Origin of the sequence: Gordonia sp. Swx-4 (genome assembly GCF_030316175.1) — a bacterium.
In the GTDB taxonomy this organism is placed as follows: Bacteria; Actinomycetota; Actinomycetes; order Mycobacteriales; family Mycobacteriaceae; genus Gordonia; species Gordonia alkanivorans.
The window spans coordinates 4,052,803-4,071,655 of the sequence record NZ_CP128197.1; the positions used below are offsets into that span (position 1 = coordinate 4,052,803).

Annotated in this window: 22 protein-coding genes; 5 read left to right on the plus strand and 17 right to left on the minus strand. The window is 66.4% G+C overall.

Annotated features, from left to right (window positions below; all coding sequences use genetic code 11):
* Window positions 1–15: 15 nt before the first annotated feature.
* Window positions 16–876 carry a formate dehydrogenase accessory sulfurtransferase FdhD gene (gene fdhD, locus PWF70_RS18630; protein WP_075863937.1) on the plus strand — a complete coding sequence of 287 codons (861 nt, stop codon included), beginning with the start codon at window positions 16–18 and terminating at the stop codon, window positions 874–876.
* On the opposite strand, the gene PWF70_RS18635 is transcribed toward fdhD, so the two are convergent.
* On the minus strand, window positions 866–1,015 hold the full coding sequence (locus PWF70_RS18635) for a hypothetical protein (RefSeq protein ID WP_155225483.1): 150 nt from the start codon (window positions 1,013–1,015) through the stop codon (window positions 866–868). The genes fdhD and PWF70_RS18635 overlap by 11 nt on opposite strands.
* Before the next feature lie 147 nt (window positions 1,016–1,162).
* Here PWF70_RS18635 and PWF70_RS18640 point away from each other — a divergent pair, with 147 nt between their 5' ends.
* On the plus strand, window positions 1,163–2,590 hold the full coding sequence (locus PWF70_RS18640; protein ID WP_155225484.1) for an alanine--tRNA ligase-related protein: 1,428 nt from the start codon (window positions 1,163–1,165) through the stop codon (window positions 2,588–2,590).
* Between the two features lie 80 nt (window positions 2,591–2,670).
* Here the strand turns inward: PWF70_RS18640 and PWF70_RS18645 are convergent, their stop codons facing one another.
* From PWF70_RS18645 to PWF70_RS18705, 13 genes are all read right to left on the minus strand, one after another.
* Window positions 2,671–4,848: a bifunctional lysylphosphatidylglycerol flippase/synthetase MprF gene (locus tag PWF70_RS18645; protein ID WP_279940826.1), complete on the minus strand. Its 2,178-nt coding sequence runs from the start codon at window positions 4,846–4,848 to the stop codon at window positions 2,671–2,673.
* Window positions 4,845–6,137, minus strand: a complete 1,293-nt coding sequence (locus PWF70_RS18650) for an alpha/beta hydrolase (protein WP_155225485.1) — start codon at window positions 6,135–6,137, stop codon at window positions 4,845–4,847. Before PWF70_RS18650 ends, PWF70_RS18645 begins: the two co-directional genes overlap by 4 nt.
* A gap of 262 nt (window positions 6,138–6,399) precedes the next feature.
* Window positions 6,400–7,389 (minus strand): aldo/keto reductase, encoded by a 990-nt coding sequence (locus PWF70_RS18655; protein ID WP_035755003.1) that lies wholly within the window; start codon window positions 7,387–7,389, stop codon window positions 6,400–6,402.
* 186 nt (window positions 7,390–7,575) lie between these two features.
* A complete protein-coding gene (gene map / locus PWF70_RS18660) occupies window positions 7,576–8,370 on the minus strand; it encodes a type I methionyl aminopeptidase (RefSeq protein WP_279939329.1) in 795 nt (264 codons plus the stop codon).
* A gap of 22 nt (window positions 8,371–8,392) precedes the next feature.
* A complete protein-coding gene (locus PWF70_RS18665) occupies window positions 8,393–8,947 on the minus strand; it encodes an adenylate kinase (protein WP_035754999.1) in 555 nt (184 codons plus the stop codon).
* Entirely contained in the window at window positions 8,944–10,272 is a 1,329-nt protein-coding gene (gene secY / locus PWF70_RS18670; protein WP_035754997.1) for a preprotein translocase subunit SecY, read from the minus strand. Before secY ends, PWF70_RS18665 begins: the two co-directional genes overlap by 4 nt.
* A 200-nt stretch (window positions 10,273–10,472) precedes the next feature.
* The gene (gene rplO, locus PWF70_RS18675) at window positions 10,473–10,913 is read right to left on the minus strand and encodes a 50S ribosomal protein L15 (protein ID WP_006360196.1); all 441 of its coding nucleotides are present in this window, start codon (window positions 10,911–10,913) and stop codon (window positions 10,473–10,475) included.
* A 3-nt stretch (window positions 10,914–10,916) separates the two neighbouring features.
* Window positions 10,917–11,096 (minus strand): 50S ribosomal protein L30, encoded by a 180-nt coding sequence (gene rpmD, locus PWF70_RS18680; protein ID WP_005197622.1) that lies wholly within the window; start codon window positions 11,094–11,096, stop codon window positions 10,917–10,919.
* Window positions 11,097–11,098: 2 nt separating this feature from the next.
* On the minus strand, window positions 11,099–11,746 hold the full coding sequence (gene rpsE / locus PWF70_RS18685) for a 30S ribosomal protein S5 (RefSeq protein ID WP_005197623.1): 648 nt from the start codon (window positions 11,744–11,746) through the stop codon (window positions 11,099–11,101).
* Window positions 11,747–11,792: 46 nt separating this feature from the next.
* A complete protein-coding gene (gene rplR, locus PWF70_RS18690) occupies window positions 11,793–12,197 on the minus strand; it encodes a 50S ribosomal protein L18 (protein ID WP_006360197.1) in 405 nt (134 codons plus the stop codon).
* Between the two features lie 3 nt (window positions 12,198–12,200).
* Window positions 12,201–12,737 (minus strand): 50S ribosomal protein L6, encoded by a 537-nt coding sequence (rplF, locus tag PWF70_RS18695; RefSeq protein ID WP_006360198.1) that lies wholly within the window; start codon window positions 12,735–12,737, stop codon window positions 12,201–12,203.
* A gap of 13 nt (window positions 12,738–12,750) precedes the next feature.
* Window positions 12,751–13,149 (minus strand): 30S ribosomal protein S8, encoded by a 399-nt coding sequence (gene rpsH / locus PWF70_RS18700; RefSeq protein WP_006360199.1) that lies wholly within the window; start codon window positions 13,147–13,149, stop codon window positions 12,751–12,753.
* A gap of 254 nt (window positions 13,150–13,403) precedes the next feature.
* Window positions 13,404–14,129: an EthD domain-containing protein gene (locus tag PWF70_RS18705; protein ID WP_035754995.1), complete on the minus strand. Its 726-nt coding sequence runs from the start codon at window positions 14,127–14,129 to the stop codon at window positions 13,404–13,406.
* Between the two features lie 132 nt (window positions 14,130–14,261).
* On the opposite strand from PWF70_RS18705, the gene PWF70_RS18710 reads away from it, so the two are divergent.
* Complete coding sequence (locus PWF70_RS18710; RefSeq protein ID WP_035755178.1) at window positions 14,262–14,861, plus strand: DUF4262 domain-containing protein; 600 nt, start codon at window positions 14,262–14,264, stop codon at window positions 14,859–14,861.
* A gap of 52 nt (window positions 14,862–14,913) precedes the next feature.
* On the opposite strand, the gene PWF70_RS18715 is transcribed toward PWF70_RS18710, so the two are convergent.
* Entirely contained in the window at window positions 14,914–15,054 is a 141-nt protein-coding gene (locus PWF70_RS18715; RefSeq protein ID WP_164905311.1) for a hypothetical protein, read from the minus strand.
* 267 nt (window positions 15,055–15,321) lie between these two features.
* On the opposite strand from PWF70_RS18715, the gene PWF70_RS18720 reads away from it, so the two are divergent.
* Window positions 15,322–16,731: an AIM24 family protein gene (locus PWF70_RS18720; RefSeq protein ID WP_006360210.1), complete on the plus strand. Its 1,410-nt coding sequence runs from the start codon at window positions 15,322–15,324 to the stop codon at window positions 16,729–16,731.
* 30 nt (window positions 16,732–16,761) lie between these two features.
* Here the strand turns inward: PWF70_RS18720 and PWF70_RS18725 are convergent, their stop codons facing one another.
* Window positions 16,762–17,253, minus strand: a complete 492-nt coding sequence (locus PWF70_RS18725; RefSeq protein ID WP_006360211.1) for a hypothetical protein — start codon at window positions 17,251–17,253, stop codon at window positions 16,762–16,764.
* On the minus strand, window positions 17,250–18,107 hold the full coding sequence (locus PWF70_RS18730) for a ParA family protein (protein ID WP_035754993.1): 858 nt from the start codon (window positions 18,105–18,107) through the stop codon (window positions 17,250–17,252). Before PWF70_RS18730 ends, PWF70_RS18725 begins: the two co-directional genes overlap by 4 nt.
* 206 nt (window positions 18,108–18,313) lie before the next feature.
* Between PWF70_RS18730 and PWF70_RS18735 the strand changes: the two genes are divergently transcribed.
* Window positions 18,314–18,769, plus strand: a complete 456-nt coding sequence (locus tag PWF70_RS18735; RefSeq protein WP_035754991.1) for an SRPBCC family protein — start codon at window positions 18,314–18,316, stop codon at window positions 18,767–18,769.
* The last annotated feature ends 84 nt before the right edge of the window (window positions 18,770–18,853 follow it).

Sequence of the window (18,853 nt, forward strand, 5' to 3'; positions counted from 1 at the left end):
GACTAAGGTCGAAGCGTGGGACGAGTAACCGCACGACGCCGCGTCACCCGCATCCGACGCGATGCGGCCCCAACGCAACGCGCCGACACCCTGGCCGTCGAGGAGCCACTGGAGATCCGCGTGGGCGGTCAGCCGCTGAGCGTCACCATGCGCACCCCCGGCAGCGACTTCGAGCTCGTGGCCGGGTACCTCGTCTCCGAAGGCGTCATCACCGCGGGCGGCGACTACTCGACGGCCCGTTACTGCGCGGGCACCGACTCGACCGGCGCCAACACCTACAACGTCGTCGACGTCTCCCTCGCCCCCCACGTTCCGCCGCCCGCACCCGGCGTCGCCCGTCGCAACACCATGACGAGCGCCTGTGGAGTGTGCGGCAAGGACAGCATCGAATCCGTCCACACCGCGTCCGCTCACGATCCGGCCGCGGACACGCTGACGGTCGACGTCGACACGTTGCTCGGCCTCCCCGACCGTCTCCGCGCCGAGCAGGATGTCTTCGACAAGACCGGCGGGCTGCACGCAGCGGCACTCTTCGACGCCGACGGCGAACTGCTCGTCGTCCGCGAGGACGTCGGCCGGCACAACGCCGTCGACAAGGTCATCGGCTGGGCCGTCCTCGCCGACCGACTTCCCCTGTCCGGCACCGTTCTTCAGGTCTCGGGTCGCGCCAGCTTCGAGCTGGTACAGAAGGCGGCGATGGCGGGTATCCCGATGCTGAGCGCGGTGTCCGCACCCTCGTCCCTGGCCGCCGACCTCGCCGACGACTTCGGCATCACCCTGATCGGGTTCTCCCGCGGCGAGTCGATGGTCGTCTACACGCGGGCGGATCGGGTCGTCGGCGCGCGGGCTGACCGCCCCCAGACCGTCAGTCGCTGAACGCGGATGCCGCGATCGCGGCGTCGATATGGTTCAGCAACGAGACTGCCGGGTCCTCTGTCGTCATCCAGAGACGGTATGCGTACTCGACCACCGCGAGCACCGACCACACCGCGACGCCCGGCCGTAGATGTGCCACGGATCAGCGGGCCGCTCACACGATCCGTTCCCGCTCACCGAAATCGGGTGAGCGGGAGCGGAAACGGTGAGCGGAGCATCGGCAGAACCGCGCCCACCTTGCCGAATCACGGCCCATATCACCAGGCCGGACCGCACAATGCCAGTCATGGACGCTCAGCAGATCCGTTCGGCCTACCTCGCGATGATGGCCGAGCGTGGACACGCCCTCATCGACCGGGCATCGCTGGTGCCCCGGGGCGACCCGACGACACTCTTCACCGGTTCGGGAATGCAGCCGCTACTCAACCACCTGCTCGGCGAGCCACACCCCGCCGGCACCATGCTCGCCGACGTCCAGCCGTGCGTTCGCGCCCAAGACATCGACGAGGTCGGCGACAACCGCCACACCACGTTCTTCGAGATGCTCGGAAACTGGAGCCTGGGAAGCTATTTCAAGGCCGGGCAGATCCCGATGTTCTGGTCGTTCCTGGTCGACGTCGTCGGCCTGGATCCCAACCGGATCTACGTGACCGTCTTCGCCGGTGACCCGGAGAACGGCATACCGCGCGATGAGGAGAGCGCCGACATCTGGACCGAACTCTTCAAGGCCGCGGGCGTCTCCTACGACCGGGTCGACCTCATCACCGAGGAACACGGCAACGAGGTCGGTAACCAGGGCGCACGAATTGCGTTCTACCAGGACAAGAACTGGTGGTCCCGGGCCGGCGGCCCCGAGGCGATGCCGGTCGGCGACCCCGGCGGACCCGATTCCGAGGTCTTCTACTATTTCCCGCAGGTCGAACACGACACCACGTACGGTCGCTTCCCACACCAGAATTCCGACGGCGGCCAGTACATGGAGATCGGCAACTCGGTGTTCATGCAGTACCGCCGCGCCGAGTCCGACGCCCCCGGCGCCGTGTCGTTTGCCGAGCTCCCCAATCGCAATGTCGATTACGGCGGCGGCCTCGAACGCATCGCCGCGGCGTCGATCGACAGCCCCGACGTCTTCCGCGTCAGCCTGCTGTGGCCGATCATCGAGAAACTCCAGGAACTCTCGGGCACGAGCTACGAAGACACCACCCACGCCATGCGCATCGTCACCGATCACGTTCGCGGAGCGGTCTTCCTGGCTGCCGACGGTGTCACCCCTTCGAACCGCGAAGCCGGCTATGTCATGCGTCGGCTCCTGCGCCGGGCGATCCGCTTCGCCACCGAACTGGGCGTCGAGAACAACGTGCTGACACCACTCGTCGAGGTGATCGCCGACATCTACTCCGACGCCTATCCCGAGGTCGGCGAGCAGCGCGACACCATCGTCAAAGTCCTGCAGAAGGAAGAGCGCGCCTTCCGTCGCACGCTCAGCAAGGGCTTGCGCGAGCTGCGGCACATCGTCAAAGAAGCCCGCCCCATCACCGGAGCCGACTTCTTCACCCTCAGCGACACGTTCGGCTTCCCCGTCGAACTCAGCACCGAAGAGGCCGGGCGTCAGGGGCTGACACTCACCACCGACTGGCGTGCCGAGTTCGATGCGCTCCGTGAGGAACAGCGTCTACGGTCCCAGACGGCGACCAAACTCGGCGCGCACGACTGACTCTGCCCGGTCGGCGGGCCCTTCGAGGCTCGTCGCTGCGCTCCTCGCACCTCAGGGAACAGGTGGTGCCCGGTCGACGGTCAGTTGCCCTTGCCCGAGGCGGCGAGTCGGACGAGTTGTCCGGGGGTCGCGTCGGGGAGGTAGGCCCGCGAGATGGCCAGACCGATACGGGGCAGGTCACTCTCGTCCCGGAAGGCCAGGTACACCGGCTCGTAGCGCGGGCTGAACTTCTTCTTGAACGCGTGCAGCGACCGGAAACCATAGAAGGGCTCCATCGCGGCTCCCAGACTGTCGAGCAGGCGGTCCATCCCCTCTTCGACCGAGTCGCCGCTCCGCGCGAGCGGTGCGCCCGACAACGAGACGAACAGCGCGCCTTCCTCTTTGAACGCCGTCGCGGACGAGGCGATGAGATATTCGATCACCGGGCCGAATCCGTCGGTACGACGCCGCATCACGTCGAGCGTCCAACCGCGCACGGTTCCGGCAGGTACCGACGCACCGTCGGCGCCGGACGCCGCGTACACCGGCAACCAGGACAACACGCCGTGGACATCGCCCGCCTCGTCGACGGCAAGCGCGACACGGACTTCCGGGTCCATCGCCTCGTCGACGCTGCCGAGGGTGAAGCCCATCTCGGGAAGCCCCTTGTCCCCCACCCACTCCTCGGAGATCGCGCGCACCTGTGAACGGATGCCGAACGGTTCGTCGGCCAGGGTCACCAGGCGGAAGCTGATGTTCTCCTTCGTCGCCTTGTTCAGTGCCGACCGCACGTGCTGCCACGACTTGCCCTTGAAGGCCAGATTCGGCAGGTCGATGATGGTGTCCTCGGCGATCTGGAGGCTCCGCCAGCCGAGCTCTTCGGCGATCTGGGCCGTCTCGGCACCGACCGAGAACCAGCAGGGCACCTTGCCGCTGTGTTCGGCCTTGTCGATGAAGTCCTGGACCGCCGCCCGACGATCCTGCGGCGCACACACCGGATCCGACAGTGCCAGCAGCGTTCCCATGTGGTGCTGATAGGCCACCACACCCGACGGTCCACCCGCACCGGGGCCGCCCGCCGGGAACAGGTAGTTGTTGCCGGGCCAGGTGATCATCCACGACATCGTGCCGCCGCCGTGGGTGTGCAGCAGGTCCTTGACCCGTTCCAGCGGATCGCCGTCGACATCGCCGGTCAGGCGGGTCCGCCACGGCACCCGGAAGGCGAACCGCCCCGGCAGCAGAATCGCCAGGACCACCACCCACAGCAGCGTGGTGCCAACGGTGACGCCTCCCTCTGCGGCGAAGTCGGTGAAGGCGACCAACGCCACCACCGCGATCGTGACAACCACGTTGAGCAGGCCGTAGACCACCGCAACCCACCAGGCCCACCGCCGACCTCGACGCAACTGGTCGGCGATCAGCAGGTTGATCACCAGGCCGATGATCATCGTGAAGGTGGACTCGTCGTTGGCGTCGGTGGGCCCGAGGGGCCCGCTACCCGGGAAGAAGAACACCAGCAGGTTCGCGCCCGCGATGACGAGCAGGCCCGCACAGCCCAGCATGCGCACCTCGCGTCGGGTACGTGGCAGATAGCCGTGCTCGGCGGTACTGAACCACCGTTCGCCCACCGGCAGCATGATGAGTACCGCGATCACATACTGGACCGTGCTGAACGTGCCCTCGAACAGGAAAGCGATCGCCACGACAGCCCCGAGGGCGACCCGGATGCGTAGGCGCCAGGGTGACCGGAGCGTGGCCGTCGCCACCGCCACCGCCGCCACGACCATCGTGATCGCGCTCGCGCTGTGCACGTGCGACAGGCGTTCGACCCACTCCCACGAAGTGAAATCGCGGCTGAAAAACCAGACCAGACCGACCGTGATCAACTCGGTGACGATCTTGCCACCGAATGCCACCACCGCGACCCGCGCGGTGCCCAACCGGTATTCGGCCCAACCGATTCCGACCGCGATGAAGATCAGCGCGAGCACGTACTTGCCCGGGCTCGGCTCGAAGAACGACGAGGTGACGATGGTCCACCACTTGCCGTCCTCCAACGCCGGGACCCCGAAAGCGACGTCGTGGTACCAGGACTTCCGAGCCGCGTGACTCCACAACGACCCCGTGAAGAGCGCCAGACCGAAGACGGTCAGCCACAACGCGAGGGTGAACGGTAGCCGCATCAGCACCGCCGCGTACGCCTTGAGTTTGTTCAGCACCGCACTCTCGCGGGGGCCGTCGGCGTCGTCTCGCTCTGTCTCGACAACGGGTGCGCTCATTCCGGAATCCCCAATCGTTTACCGAGCCATGGCATCTCCTGACGCAGGCCCACCGACCACACCGCAAAGCTGTGCCCACCGGGCACCTCGCTGAAATGCACGTCCATACCGGCACGCCGCGCAGCTTCGAACACCTCTTTGAGACCGGCGCGGTACATCGCGTCATCTCGTCCGACGACGAACGCACCGGCCGTGTCGGGATACTGCCGCGTGACCATCAGATCCATCGGATTGACCGCCTTGAACGCAGCCTCGTCGCCGTCGAACGCCGTGTCGATGGTCTGCTGACGCGACCCCAGGGACGGTTCGATCTGACCCGACAGGTCGAGGAACGTCGGATAGACGTCCGGATAGTTCGTCGCGAGTTGCAGCGCGCACGTTCCGCCGTAGGACAAGCCACCGACCGCCCACGACCTGCTGTCCGTGTTCGCGAGTTTGAGGTTGGCCGCGACCCAGTCCGGCACGTCTTGCGACAGATAGGTCGCGACGTTGCCCAGCTTGGAGTCCACACAGATCGGGTTGGCCATCGTCGATCCGGTCCCGTCGGCGACGACGACGATTGGGCTCAGGCCGTTGTGCTCTGCTGCGTACGCGTCCATCGTGGCGACCAGCTGACCGCCGAGCAGCCAGTCGTCCGGGGCGCCCGGCTGACCCGCCAGCAGGAGCAGCACCGGCAACCGCGGTGTCGGCGAGGTGAGAGCAGCCGGCGGCAGATACATCTTCGCGGGACGTGCCGTGAATCCGGACTTGGTCCCGGGGATGGGCGCCGTCAGGATCCGCCCTCCGCTCGGGATGTTCTGCGGTGCCCGCCATTTGTCGATCGGCACCACGATCAGTGAGTCGTCGTCGAGTTCCTCGAGCGTCACCGACCGCGCACCCGAATGACCCAGCAGCGCATCAACTGTCGGATAGTAGGCGAAGGTGACGTTGATCTGCGACAACGCCATCAGCACCGCGAACAGTCCGGCGAGCACGGTGATCAGCTTCTGCAACCATCCGTGACCGGCCACGAATCGGGCCACCCCGAGAATCAGCGCAAGGGCGGCAACACAACTCGAGATGTAGACACCGGTCTCGATCGCCTCCGGAAACGGACGCCACACATCCTCGACCAGGTAGTGCGCCAACAGCGTGCCGCCGACGGCGACCGCGATCGAGACCGGGACGACGATCAGGAGATAGCGGACCGACGGATAGAAGATGAGCCACAGGAAACCGATCACACCGAGGACGGTGACGACGACTGGTACCGGTCCACTGACGATGGACAACGACGCCGACAGGACCACTCCGCACCTCCGTCACCTGGACTCGGGCGTGCGGCCACAGCCGAGGAAACCCTAGTGGAGGACATACGGATCGAACGTATCAAGGGCACCCCAACCGGCGCATCCCCCTCGCTCTCTTGCGAGACAAGGGAAATCGTAAGGCAGGAGTGACGCGGCTGTCTGTAGTTCGACACATCGAATTTGAGACGCGTTCACCACGACACCAATTCGACGTTCACCCTGAAGGCGACCGATACTCACCCCGCAGTGGTGCGGTCGCGGGTCACTCGCGTGCGGACGACACCAACTGCGGCTGAGCGGACCGATGACCGCGAATCCGGGCGGCCAACGTATCCAGTCGCTCGACCTGCTGCGCGGTCAGTTCGACGTCGACGCCGGCCAGGTTCTCCGAGACACGCTCGGCGAACCGGGAACCCGGGATCGAGACGACGGGGAGATCGAACTCGCGACCCTTGGTGTAGAACCAGGCCAGCGCCAGCTGTGCACCGGTGACACCGACCTCGTCGGCGATCTGCAGAAACTCCTCGAGGATCGGCTTGTTGTATGCCAGGTTGGTGGGCGTGTAGCGCGAGATGTTCAGGCGCACATCGCCTTCGACCAGATCGTTGTGGTCGAGGAGCCCGGCCAGCCACTTACGGCCCAGCGTCGAGTAGGAGACGAACCCGAGTCCGTGCTCGCGGGCAGCGGGTACCACGAAGCGCTCGACGTCTCGGGAGACGACGCTCCACTCGGACTGGATGGCGGCGATCGGGTGCACACTGACCGCGCGGCGGATCTCGTCACCGGTCGCCTCGGACAGACCGATATGCAGGACCTTGCCCTCCTCGACCAGTTCCTTGACCGCGCCGATGGTCTCCTCGATCGGGACGACCGGATCGACGCGGTGCTGGTAGTACAGGTCGATGCGATCGGTGCCGAGTCGTGCCAGGCTGAGTTCGACCTGCTCGCGAACATACTCTCGGTCACCGCGGACTCCGCGCTGCCCGACGCCGCCCTGACCGACGATGCCGAACTTGGTGGCGAGCTGAACCTCGTCGCGGCGGGTCTTGAGCAACCTGCCGATCGTGGTCTCGCTTCGGCCGTCCCCGTACACGTTCGCGGTATCGATGAACGTCACGCCGCTGTCGACCGCGTGGGCGAGGGTGCGGAAGGCATCGTCATCGGATACCGCCCCGTAGACGTCGGTCAGCGACATACCGCCGAATCCGAGAGCTGAAACCGTCAGTCCATCACCGAGTTCCACCGTGGCCATCTTCCTCGAACTCTCCTCTGCTCGACACTCGCCATCTGCCTGGCAGGTCCGCTCGCCGAGGTCATGACCAGAGACGAGTGCCACCGCCGCAATCAATCATTCTTCGCCATGCCGGCCGCGCAGCAGGACTTCGAGGCACGGCAGATTCTTACTCTGCAGCAGATCTCGGAGGTCGGGCCTAGAAAATCATTCGGGTCGCGGAGTCAGAATCCGCGGACCGTCGGCGGTGACCGCGACGGTGTGTTCCCAGTGCGCGGCCCGGGATCCGTCGTCGGTGACGACGGTCCAGTCGTCCTCGAGGACGGTGGTGTCCACGGTGCCGAGGGTCAGCATCGGCTCGATTGCGAGCGTCGACCCGATCACCAGCAGCGGCCCTTTGCCGGGCTCGCCCTCGTTCGCGAGGAAGGGATCCATGTGCATCTCACGGCCGATCCCGTGGCCGCCGTAGCCGTCGACGATGCCGAACGGACGATTGAACTTCTTCTCGGCGGCGCGGGTGCCGAGTTCGATCGCGTGGGAGATGTCGGTGAGGCGGGCGCCGTCGACCATGGCGGCGATACCCGCCTCCATCGACAGTCGGGTCGCCTCGGACAATTCGGCGTCGGGCTGCGACAACTCACCTACGCCGAAGGTCCAGGCCGAGTCGCCGTGCCAGCCGTCGAGAACCGCACCGCAGTCGATCGACACCAGATCACCCTCGGCGAGAACGACATCGGACGACGGGATTCCGTGGACCACGACGTCGTTGACCGAGCTGCAGATCGATCCGGGGAAACCGTTGTAGCCCTTGAACGAGGGAACTGCCCCGGCCTCGCGGATCACGGTCTCCGCGACCTCGTCGAGGTCGAGGGTGCTCACCCCCGCCTTCGCGGCGGCGCGGACGGCCACGAGGGCCGATCCGACGACTGCGCCCGCTGCTGCCATCGCATCCAGTTCGCCGGCGGAGCGGAACGGAACGCGCTTGCGTTTGCGAAAACCCATCAGCGGACGCAGTCTCGGGATGTCAGTTGACGCCGGCGCCGAGGGCGCTCAGCACACGCTGGTGGACATCCTGGATGTCGCCCACCGCGTCGATCGTCTTGACCTGGTCGCCGTAGTACGCGAGCAGCGGCGAGGTCTCCTTGGTGTAGACGTCCATCCGGTTGCGGATGACCTCTTCGGTGTCGTCGGCGCGACCGCGGGCCAGCATGCGCTCCACGACGACGTCGGTGTCGACGACGAAGGACAGCACGCCGTCCAGCGAGGCGTCAAGGTTCGCGAGGATCTCCTTGAGTGCGTCGGCCTGCTCGGTCGAACGCGGGAAGCCGTCGAGGATGAAGCCCTTGGCCGCATCAGGTTCGCCCACACGGGCACGGACCATGTCGACGGTGATCTCGGACGGGACCAGGTTGCCGGCGTCGAGGTACTTCTTGGCCTCGATACCGACCGGGGTGCCCTGGGAGATGTTGGCGCGGAACAGATCACCAGTGGAGATGTGCGGGATGCCGAGGGCTTCGCTCAGCAGTTCAGCCTGCGTGCCTTTGCCTGCTCCGGGCGGGCCGAGAATTACGAGTCTCACTTGAGGAATCCTTCGTACTTGCGTTGCATCAACTGACTGTTGATCTGTTTCATCGTGTCCAGGCCCACACCGACCATGATCAGTACGGCCGTACCGCCGAACGGCAGGTTCTGGACGTTGCCGCTGTTACCGATCTCGAGGAAGAGGTTCGGCAGGACCGCGATGATACCGAGGTAGATCGAACCCGGGAGAGTGATGCGGCTGAGCACGTAACCCAGGTACTCCGCGGTCGGGGCGCCCGGCCGGATACCCGGGATGAAGCCACCGTACTTCTTCATCTCGTCGGCGCGTTCCTCCGGATTGAACGTCACCGCCACGTAGAAGTACGTGAAGAAGATGATCATCAGGAAGTAGACCGCGATGTAGACCCCGTTGCTGGGATCGGTCAGGTACTTGGTGACGTATTCCTGCCAGGTCGACTGGGTGCCGTCCGGGCTGCGCGTCAGTTCGACGATCAGCTGCGGCAGGTACAGCAGCGACGAGGCGAAGATGACCGGGATGACGCCGGCCTGGTTGACCTTCAGCGGCAGGTAGGTCGACGAGCCGCCGTACATCTTGCGGCCGACCATGCGCTTGGCGTACTGCACCGGGATGCGGCGCTGGCCCTGCTCGATGAAGACCACGCCCGCGACGATGATCAGCGCGGCGACACACACCAGGGCGAAGACGAGTCCGCCACGGGTGTTGAGGATGGTACGACCCTCGGCCGGGATACGGGCGGCGATACCGGCGAAGATCAGCAGCGACATGCCGTTGCCGATACCGCGCTCGGTGATGAGCTCGCCGAACCACATGACCACACAGGCGCCGGCGGTCATGACGAGCACGATGATCATCAGACCGAAGATGCTGGAGTCGTTGAGGACCTCACCGCTGGTCGCACAGGACTGCGGGAGGAGCTGACCGCGATCGGCGAGGGCGACGATGCCGGTCGACTGGAGGAGCGCCAGGGCCACGGCGAGATAACGCGTGTACTGCGTCATCTTGGCCTGGCCGGCCTGACCTTCCTTGCGCAGCTGCTCGAACCGTGGGATGACCACCGTGAGCAGCTGGACGATGATCGACGCCGTGATGTACGGCATGATGCCGATCGCGAACACCGACAGCTGCAGCAGCGCGCCGCCGGAGAACAGGTTGATCAGGGAGTAGACCGAGCTCGACTCACCGGCCGAGACCTCGTCCAGACAGGCCCGGACGGCCTGGTAGTCCACGCCGGGCGACGGCACGGTCGCGCCGAGGCGATACAGGATGATGATGCCGAGAACGAAGAGGATCTTCTTCCTCAGGTCCGGCGTCCGTATGGCCGCGAAGAGGGGGGAAAGCACTAACTCCTCCTAGGAACGACCACGCGAGGGCAATCTTCCGGGTCGGTCACGACCCGATCCCCGTGTGCTCGGCAATCGACAATGTTCGGGATGCGGCGATCTTGCGGATGCGGCAGACAACGTCTGAAACTCTAACAGTGACGCCGAAACGCCCCGGTCGGGCGGCAGCGTAGCTGCCGCCCGACCGCGGGTTTGTTCCGTCAGAGTTCGGTGACGCTGCCTCCGGCAGCGGCGATCTTCTCCTTGGCGGAGGCGGTGAACTTGTCGGCGGTGATGTCGACCTTGACGGAGAGTTCTCCGTCGCCGAGCACCTTCACCAACTGGTTCTTGCGCACAGCGCCCGCGGCGACGAGCTCGTCGACGCCGATGGTGCCGCCCTGCGGGAAGAGACGCGCGATGTCGCCGACGTTGACGACCTGGTACTCGACCCGGTTGCGGTTGGTGAAGCCCTTGAGCTTCGGCAGCCGCATGTGGATCGGCATCTGGCCACCCTCGAAGCCGGCGGGCACGTTCTTACGTGCCTTGGTGCCCTTGGTGCCGCGGCCCGCGGTCTTACCCTTGGACCCCTCACCGCGACCCACGCGGGTCTTGTCGGTCTTCGACCCCGGTGCGGGGCGAAGGTGATGGAGTTTGATGGTCATTGCTTAAACCTCTTCGACTGTCACGAGGTGACGAACCGCGTTGATGAGGCCGCGGTTGATCGGCGTGTCCTCGCGGGTGACGGTCTGGCGGATGCCCTTCAGTCCGAGGGTCCGCAGGCTGTCACGCTGGTTCTTCTTGGTACCGATGGTGCCCTTGACCTGGGTGATCTTCAGCTCGGCCATGATCAGACTCCCTGTCCCGCTCGAGCGCGCAGCATACCCGCCGGGGCGACGTCCTCGATCGGCAGGCCACGACGGGCCGCGACCTCTTCGGGACGCTGCAGCATCTTCAGTGCCGCCACGGTGGCGTGGACGACGTTGATGGCGTTGTCGGAGCCGAGGCTCTTGGCGAGAACGTCGTGGACGCCCGCGCACTCGAGCACGGCACGCACCGCGCCACCGGCGATCACACCGGTACCGGGGCTGGCCGGGCGCAGCATGACGACGCCGGCAGCAGCCTCACCCTGAACCGGGTGGGTCACGGTGCCACCGATCAGCGGCACGCGGAAGAAGTTCTTGCGAGCCTCTTCGACGCCCTTCTGGATCGCGGCCGGAACTTCCTTGGCCTTGCCGTAGCCGACGCCGACCATGCCCTGGCCGTCGCCGACGACCACGAGAGCGGTGAACGAGAAACGACGTCCACCCTTGACCACCTTCGAGACGCGGTTGATGGTCACCACGCGCTCGAGCTGGTTGCGGTCCTGGTCGCGGCCGCCGCGATCGCGACGGTCTCCGCGGCCACCGCCGCGACGGTCGTTGCCGCCACCTGCATTGTTCTGGTTGTTGTCGTTACCGGCGGGTCCGTTTCCGCCGTCACGCTGACGTCCGGGCATCAGAGGTTCCCTCCGGTGTTGTGGGTGTAGCTGGTGAAGATGGTCATCAGAAGCTCAGGCCTCCCTCACGGGCGGCATCCGCGAGCGCGGCGATACGGCCGTGGTAGTCCTTGCCACCGCGGTCGAATACGACGGCCTCGACGCCGGCAGCCTTGGCACGGGCGGCGATGAGCTCGCCGACCTTGCGGGCCTGGGCCGACTTGTCGCCGCCTGCCGCGCGCACGTCGGCCTCGATCGACGACGCGGCGGCCAGCGTCTTGCCGGCCAGGTCGTCGATGAGCTGCACGTGGATGTGGCGCGAGCTGCGCTTGACCGCGAGACGCGGGCGAGCCGGGGTTCCGCTGACCTTCTTGCGGAGACGGAAGTGCCGGTTGACGGTCGCCTTGCGACGACGCGTCGACACGTCCTTGCCGAGGGGCTTACGGCTGGTCTTGGTAGCTGTGTCACTCATGGCTTACTTACCCGTCTTTCCGACCTTGCGACGGATCTGCTCACCCTCGTAGCGAATGCCCTTGCCCTTGTAGGGGTCCGGACGACGCAGGCGGCGGATGTTCGCCGAGATCTGGCCGACTTGCTGCTTGTCGATACCCGTGACCGAGAACTTGGTCGGGGACTCCACTGCGAAGGTGATGCCTTCGGGGGCCTCGATCGGCACGGGATGGCTGTAACCGAGGGCGAACTCGAGGTCCTTGCCCTTCGCCTGGACGCGGTAGCCGACACCGAAGATCTCCATCTTCGTGGTGTAGCCCTGCGTGACGCCGATGACCAGGTTGTTGATCAGCGAACGGCTCAGGCCGTGCAGCGCGCGGCTGCGACGCTCGTCGTTGGGGCGGGTGACAACGATGGTGTTGTCTTCCTTGGCGACCTCGATGGGCTCCGAGACGGTGAGCGAGAGCTCGCCCTTGGGGCCCTTCACGGCCACGCGCTGTCCGTCGACGGTGACGTCGACGCCCGCGGGGATCTCGATGGGGTTCTTTCCGATACGCGACATGTCGTTCCCTCCCCTACCAGACGTAGGCGAGGACTTCGCCGCCCACGCCCTGGTTGGCTGCCTGGCGATCGGTGAGCAGACCCGACGACGTGGAGATGATGGCCACGCCGAGGCCGCCCAGCACCTTGGGCAGGTTGGTGGACTTTGCATAGATCCGGAGGCCCGGCTTCGACACGCGGCGCAGTCCAGCGATGGAGCGCTCACGGCTCGGGCCGTACTTCAGGGAGACGATGAGGCTCTTGCCGACCTCCGCATCCTCGATGCGGTAGTCGGTGATGTAGCCCTCACGCTTGAGGATCTCGGCGATGTTCACCTTGATCTTCGACGACGGGAGTTTCACCTCGTCGTGGTACGCCGAGTTGGCGTTGCGCAGACGTGTCAAGAAGTCTGCGATCGGGTCAGTCATGGTCATGGGTGACCGTCAACCTTTCTCGTGGCGGTTCCCATACAGCGCCGATCCGGGGAAATCTCCCCTGACCTGCGGTGGGCCTTCCACGAAGTGGATAGTTTCTCTGAAGGTTCTCGCCGCCGGTGCCCTTGGCTTTTCGCCGGCACCGGAGACTATTCAGTTGTGTCCCGGGCACCTGAGGTGCACAGGCAACCGGTCTAGTGTAGGGAATCTGCTGGCCAGACCCAAATCGCGTCCGGCAACCGCCTCGTCGGACACTACCGGGCGGGCACCTCGAGCACGAGGTCGTGGCGCGACGTCGGCACCACGTCGAGGTGTCGGTCGGCGCCGAATCTCCCGACGCTGGTGAGCATCCGGGTCATGCGGTGCTCGAGCTCCGCCCGGTCTCCCCCGCTTCCGTAGAACGCATGGAGGTCGCTGACCGCGGCCATCGGGAAGAGTTCTTCGACGATGCCGTCCACCTGCGGTGTCTCCGGTGTGAGCGCGTCTTCGACGACGTTCTGGTAGTAGCCGAACGTCGCCTGGGTCTCGATGGCCACGGTCGTGTGCTCCTCGAGCCAGATCCGACGCCACTCCTGCGGGTCGAGCCCCGCCGGCCGACGCAGGAAGGCGACATTGGCGAGGGCGTCGACGCGCGTGCCGTCGGCGGGTAGGTCGGGATCGAGCGGTGCACGTTCGGCCACCCGCCAGGCACCGACCACGGTCGCGAACTCGCCGAGGGCGGTCAGCACGATGTCCACGTCGGCGTCCCACAGACTGACGACCGCCTCGATCGGCGGGTCGAGTTCGGAGATCCGCATGGCACCGGTGACCGCGTCGTCGGAGATGTGCACCTGCACGCGACGCGCACCCGACCGTTCGCACGTCCGCCGGAAACCTGCCCCGAGCAGCTCCACACCGAGCAGTTCGACACCGAGCAGGTCGGCACCGGGCAGTTCGACACCGGGCCCGGGTGCACGCAGCGCGACCATCACCTTCGTCATGCGGGCACGCTAACGGATATCGGGGTCCCGGCAGGCGCGGTTCGCCACTCCCGACGTCGAGATATCTCCGCACCGGAACTTGTCGGACCCCCGTGGTGTCATGTCGTCACCCTTCGAACAAAGGAGCGATCCATGTCAGACCACGCTGCCGCGATCCGAGGTCTGCCCCGGTGGCATCCCAATCCCGTCATCCGCTCGACCATCGACACCATCCGCCGGTGTGGATGGCAGGTGACCTCCGTCGGCGAAGGATCTCCCGAGGCGAACAGTCGCGAGACCGACTGCGGCTTCTCCTACACCGCCGGGCTCTCGTTGCACGCGATCCCCGAACTGGCCATCTACGGCGTCGACCCGCTCCCCGCGCATCACATCCTGAACGAGCTCGGCGATCTCCTCCACCGCGAGGACTGGCGCGATCTCGTCGCGGACCAGTCCGACATCCGGCTGCAGACGGTCGCGGTGTCGGTGCGACTCATCGAGCAGGTCGACAAGGACGAACTCATCCTCGCCAACCTGCTGTTCCCCGATTACCCGACGCTGCAGGTGGTCTGGCCCGACGAGTACGGCCGGTTCCCTTGGGAGGAGGGCTACATCCTGCTGCCGATGCACCAGCCGGTGAAGGGGATTCCGGATCTCTCGGCGCACGCGCGACGGGCCGCCCACGTGATCACCACCGAGTCGGGACCCGACCGAACCCGCCCCCGCCGGGGCCGCCGGATCTCGGGGCACTGAGGCGTGCCGGATATCCGTTGCCCGCCTTGACGAATGGGGTAGTCGGCTGAGGTCAGAGGGTCGGCCGTCGGGTGTCGTACGCCTCCCGGTACCTCACCCGCCGGCGGCCGTCACCGGCGACGGCCAGAACTGTGCGGACGATGCTCGCGAGCAGGACGAGACCGCACACGATTGCCAGTGGTACTGCGGCCATGACGACCCCCTTCACCTCGCTCCGCACCGCGAACCACGTTGCGGGACCGTTGGGATCGCCCCGGGCTTCCCGTGACGAACTGTTGCCGAACATGGTTGCGCGGAACCGCCGTTGGGCGCCACTGTTTTTTGTGGCCGGAGAGTGCTCACGCGCTGAGAAACGCCTCCGCGAAGCACCGTGCATATGGCCGTCGGAGAGGCGGTTCTCAGCCGGTGACGCGCCGGTCGGTCGACAGAGCGATCTCCTCATGCGCCCGCACTTGGCACAATGGACAACGTGCTCACGCTGTCCGCCGGAGAGAACCGTCCGTTGCCGTCGTCGGCCGTGACGGTGTCGGTGCGTTCGGCATCGCCGGTCAACACCTCGGCGATCCTGCTCACCGATGCCGGTCGCGTCCGGTCCGACGCCGATCTGATCTTCTACAACCAGCCCACCGGCCCGGGTGTCGGCTATCGCTCGTCGGGTGCGGTCGACATCGTCACCGTCGACACCGCAGCCCTACCCCGCGACATCACGACGGTCGTCGTCGCCGCGAGCCTGGACGGCACCGGCCCGTCCACCTTCGCGACCGCCGGCGCACTGACCGCGACCCTGAGCGGCGGCGGCGAGGAACTCGGCTTCACGCCGACGGGTCTCACCAGCGAGGCCGCCGTGGTCTGCCTCGAGATCTACCGCCGCAACGATACCTGGAAAGTTCGTGCCGTCGGCCAGGGTTACGACGCAGGGCTCGCCGGTCTGGTGTCCGCGTTCGGCATCGACGTCGAGGACGATCCGGCACCGCCGCCGCCTCCCGGTCAGCCACCGCGGGTTACCGATCCGCAGCCGTGGCCGCCGACGAATCAGCCGGTCCCACAACCACAATCACCGCCTCCGGCCGCACCGCCGCCGGCCACCCCGCCCCACCCTCCGGTCACGACCCAACCCTCGGGAGTCCCCATGCACAGCGATCTGTTCGCCCCGTCCCACGCCGAGGTCAGCGGCCAGGGAATCCAGAAGCAGGGCAGCAAGATGTGCCGCGTCGGCCTCTCGGGTGAGGTCATGGCCCGCACCGGTTCGATGGTCGCCTACCAGGGTGATCTCCACTTCGAAGCACTCGGGTCCGGCGGTCTGGGCCGGATGATGCGTCAGGCGATGACCGGCGAGGGTGTCCCCCTGATGAAGGTCACCGGTCGCGGCGACCTGTTCCTCGCCAACGCCGCGTCCGACGTCCATCTGATCGACCTCGACGGCACCGACGGCCTGACCATCAACGGCGCGAATGTCCTCGCCTTCGACTCGACCCTTCGCTACGACATCCAGCGCGTCCAGGGCGCGGGCGCGATGAGCAACGCGGGCCTGTACAACTGCGTGTTCACCGGCCGCGGACGTATCGCCATCACCACCGACGGCACACCGGTGGTCCTCAACGTCGACGCCGCGACCTACGCCGACCCGCAGGCCGCGGTCGCCTGGTCGTCGAGCCTGCGCACCTCGGTGAAGTCCAACGATTCGTTCAACCTCGGCACCCTGATGGGCCGCAGCACCGGCGAACGCTTCACCCTCGCGTTCTCCGGCCAGGGCTTCGTCGTCGTGCAGCCGTCGGAGTTGCCGCCGGGCGGGTTCATCGGCGGCACCGGCGGTGGTGGGGCCGCGGGCTCGGGCGCCGGCGGGGTACTGGGCGGCATCCTGGGCCGCTGAGCCCGGCGATCGCCTACCGGCGTAGGCCGACTACCGGAAGACGCTCCCCTTGTTCTCGGACGCTTCGACGCGCTCGACGATCCACGAGACGAGCACCTCGGGCTTGCGCTTACGGCTCGTCTCTTTGCGGGTGTCGAGCTCCTGCTCGGCGATGATGTCCCGGAGCTGGTCGAGGGTCAGCTCGCCGAGTCGCGCCGACAGTTCCTGGCCACCGCCCTCGCGGTAGACGACGAACGGATCGAACGCGCCCGGTTGACGTGTCACCCGCTTCTTCGGCGCCGCCGCCCGCTTCCGCGGCGCCGCCACGGGAGCGCCGTCGAGCGCGATGTCGACCGGACGAAGCGCGTCGACCACCCCGGTGAGCGCGGAAGCGAAACGCGAGGACCGCTCGGCCTCGGCGATGATCACGGTGACCAGCCCCGCGATCAGCTGTGCGGCCTGTGGATTCTTCGCGTCCAATTGCGCGAGCGCACCGCCGACGGCCTGGTACTCCATGCGCCGGCGGGTGTCGTCGGAACTCATCGGATCTTCTCCTGCGCCTCGGTCATCACGTCCATGGTCAGGCCACGGAACTGGTCGAACTGTCCTTGATTGCCGTATTTGACCCGAAGCGTCCCGTACGACGTGAACTCCGCAGCTGCGGCAACGGAATTCGCCTCGTTGATGTAACTGGGCAGCACATGTTGAATGGTGGGGTCACGGCGCAGGCGCATCGCTGTCGACCGGTGCACGGCCGAGTTCGCCTTGTACTTCGTGATCACCACACCGAGCTCGACGATGGTCCGGCCGATCTCGTGGCCGATCTTCCGCACCCGGGTCTGGATCTGTGGGATTCCGTACGTGGACAACACATCTGGGATCGTGGGGATGATGTAGGCGTCCGCGGCGGCCAGGCCGTTCAGGGTGATGGGCCCGATGTTGGGCGGGCAGTCGATCAGCACGTAGTCGTAGAAGTCGAGGACCGGTTCGATCGCCTCGCGGAGGAAGCCGGTGCCACCGTTGGGCACCCGCCCCTCGACGCGCAGCGCACTCAGGTCCTCCTGGACCTCGATGAGGTCCAGCGACGACGCGAGGAGGTCCACGGAGTTCACCTTCTTCACCGGTGAGACACCCCGCTCGACGGCCTCGTCGAGCCGGAAGTACCGGGTGCCCTTGACCGCATCGGAGAACAGTGTGGCGAGCGTCCGACCGTTGGTGTTCAGCTCGAGCCAGCGCTCCTCGCTGATCATCATGGTGGTCAGATTGATCTGTGAGTCGAGGTCGATGAGCAGCACCCGCTGACCGAACTCCGCCGACATGTATTCGGCCAGCCCCGCGGTCACCGTGGTCTTGCCGACCCCGCCCTTCAAGCTGATCGTCGCGATCACTTTGGCCATCGAAGAATCTCCACCTTCCCTGCGGTCATGCGTCGGCAGTAGGCAGGGAAACGGGTCGTCCCATCGCACTGATCAGCCGCCCCGGCGTGAGAGCTTAACACCCCCTCCCGTGGCGAAATGCTCACCATATCCGCTCTTTCGCGTCGGAATCCCGGGGCGTGGGTACCGTCGATGCCACACACCGCCACCACCGCAGGAGTTCGACGATGCCCGAAGCCTCCGCCTCCGTCGTGATCAAGCTGCCGGCCGACACGGTCTGGGAGTACTGCCTGGTCCCGGAACACGTCGCGGCGCTCACGCCGGGCGTCGTCGGCATCGCGTCGGTGTCGGAGGGCCCCACTCGCGTCGGCACCACGTGGAAGGGCCAGATGAGGGCTCTGGGACGCACGGTCGAATGGGTCGGCGAGTTCACCCGCGTCGACCCTGCGCAGGGGACCGAGTTCACCTCCACCGAGTCGCCGTTCGGGTTCACCATCTCCGCGACATTCGACGACGCCCGCGACGGAGTACGTCTCACCTACCGCGTCCACAACGACGGCGTCGGGGGCGGGGCGATCGGCAGGATCGCCGACGCATTGGCCATCCGCGCCTTCCAGCGGTCGCTCGCGGCGAGCGCCCGCAGGCTGCCGCGCCTCGTCGACGAGTGGGCGGCACGGCGCTGAACCACTGGACCCCCGCCGGGAGGACACGACACGACTGTCGTCCGGTCGGACGGTTTTCACCTCGCACGAATGACCGAGGTGAAT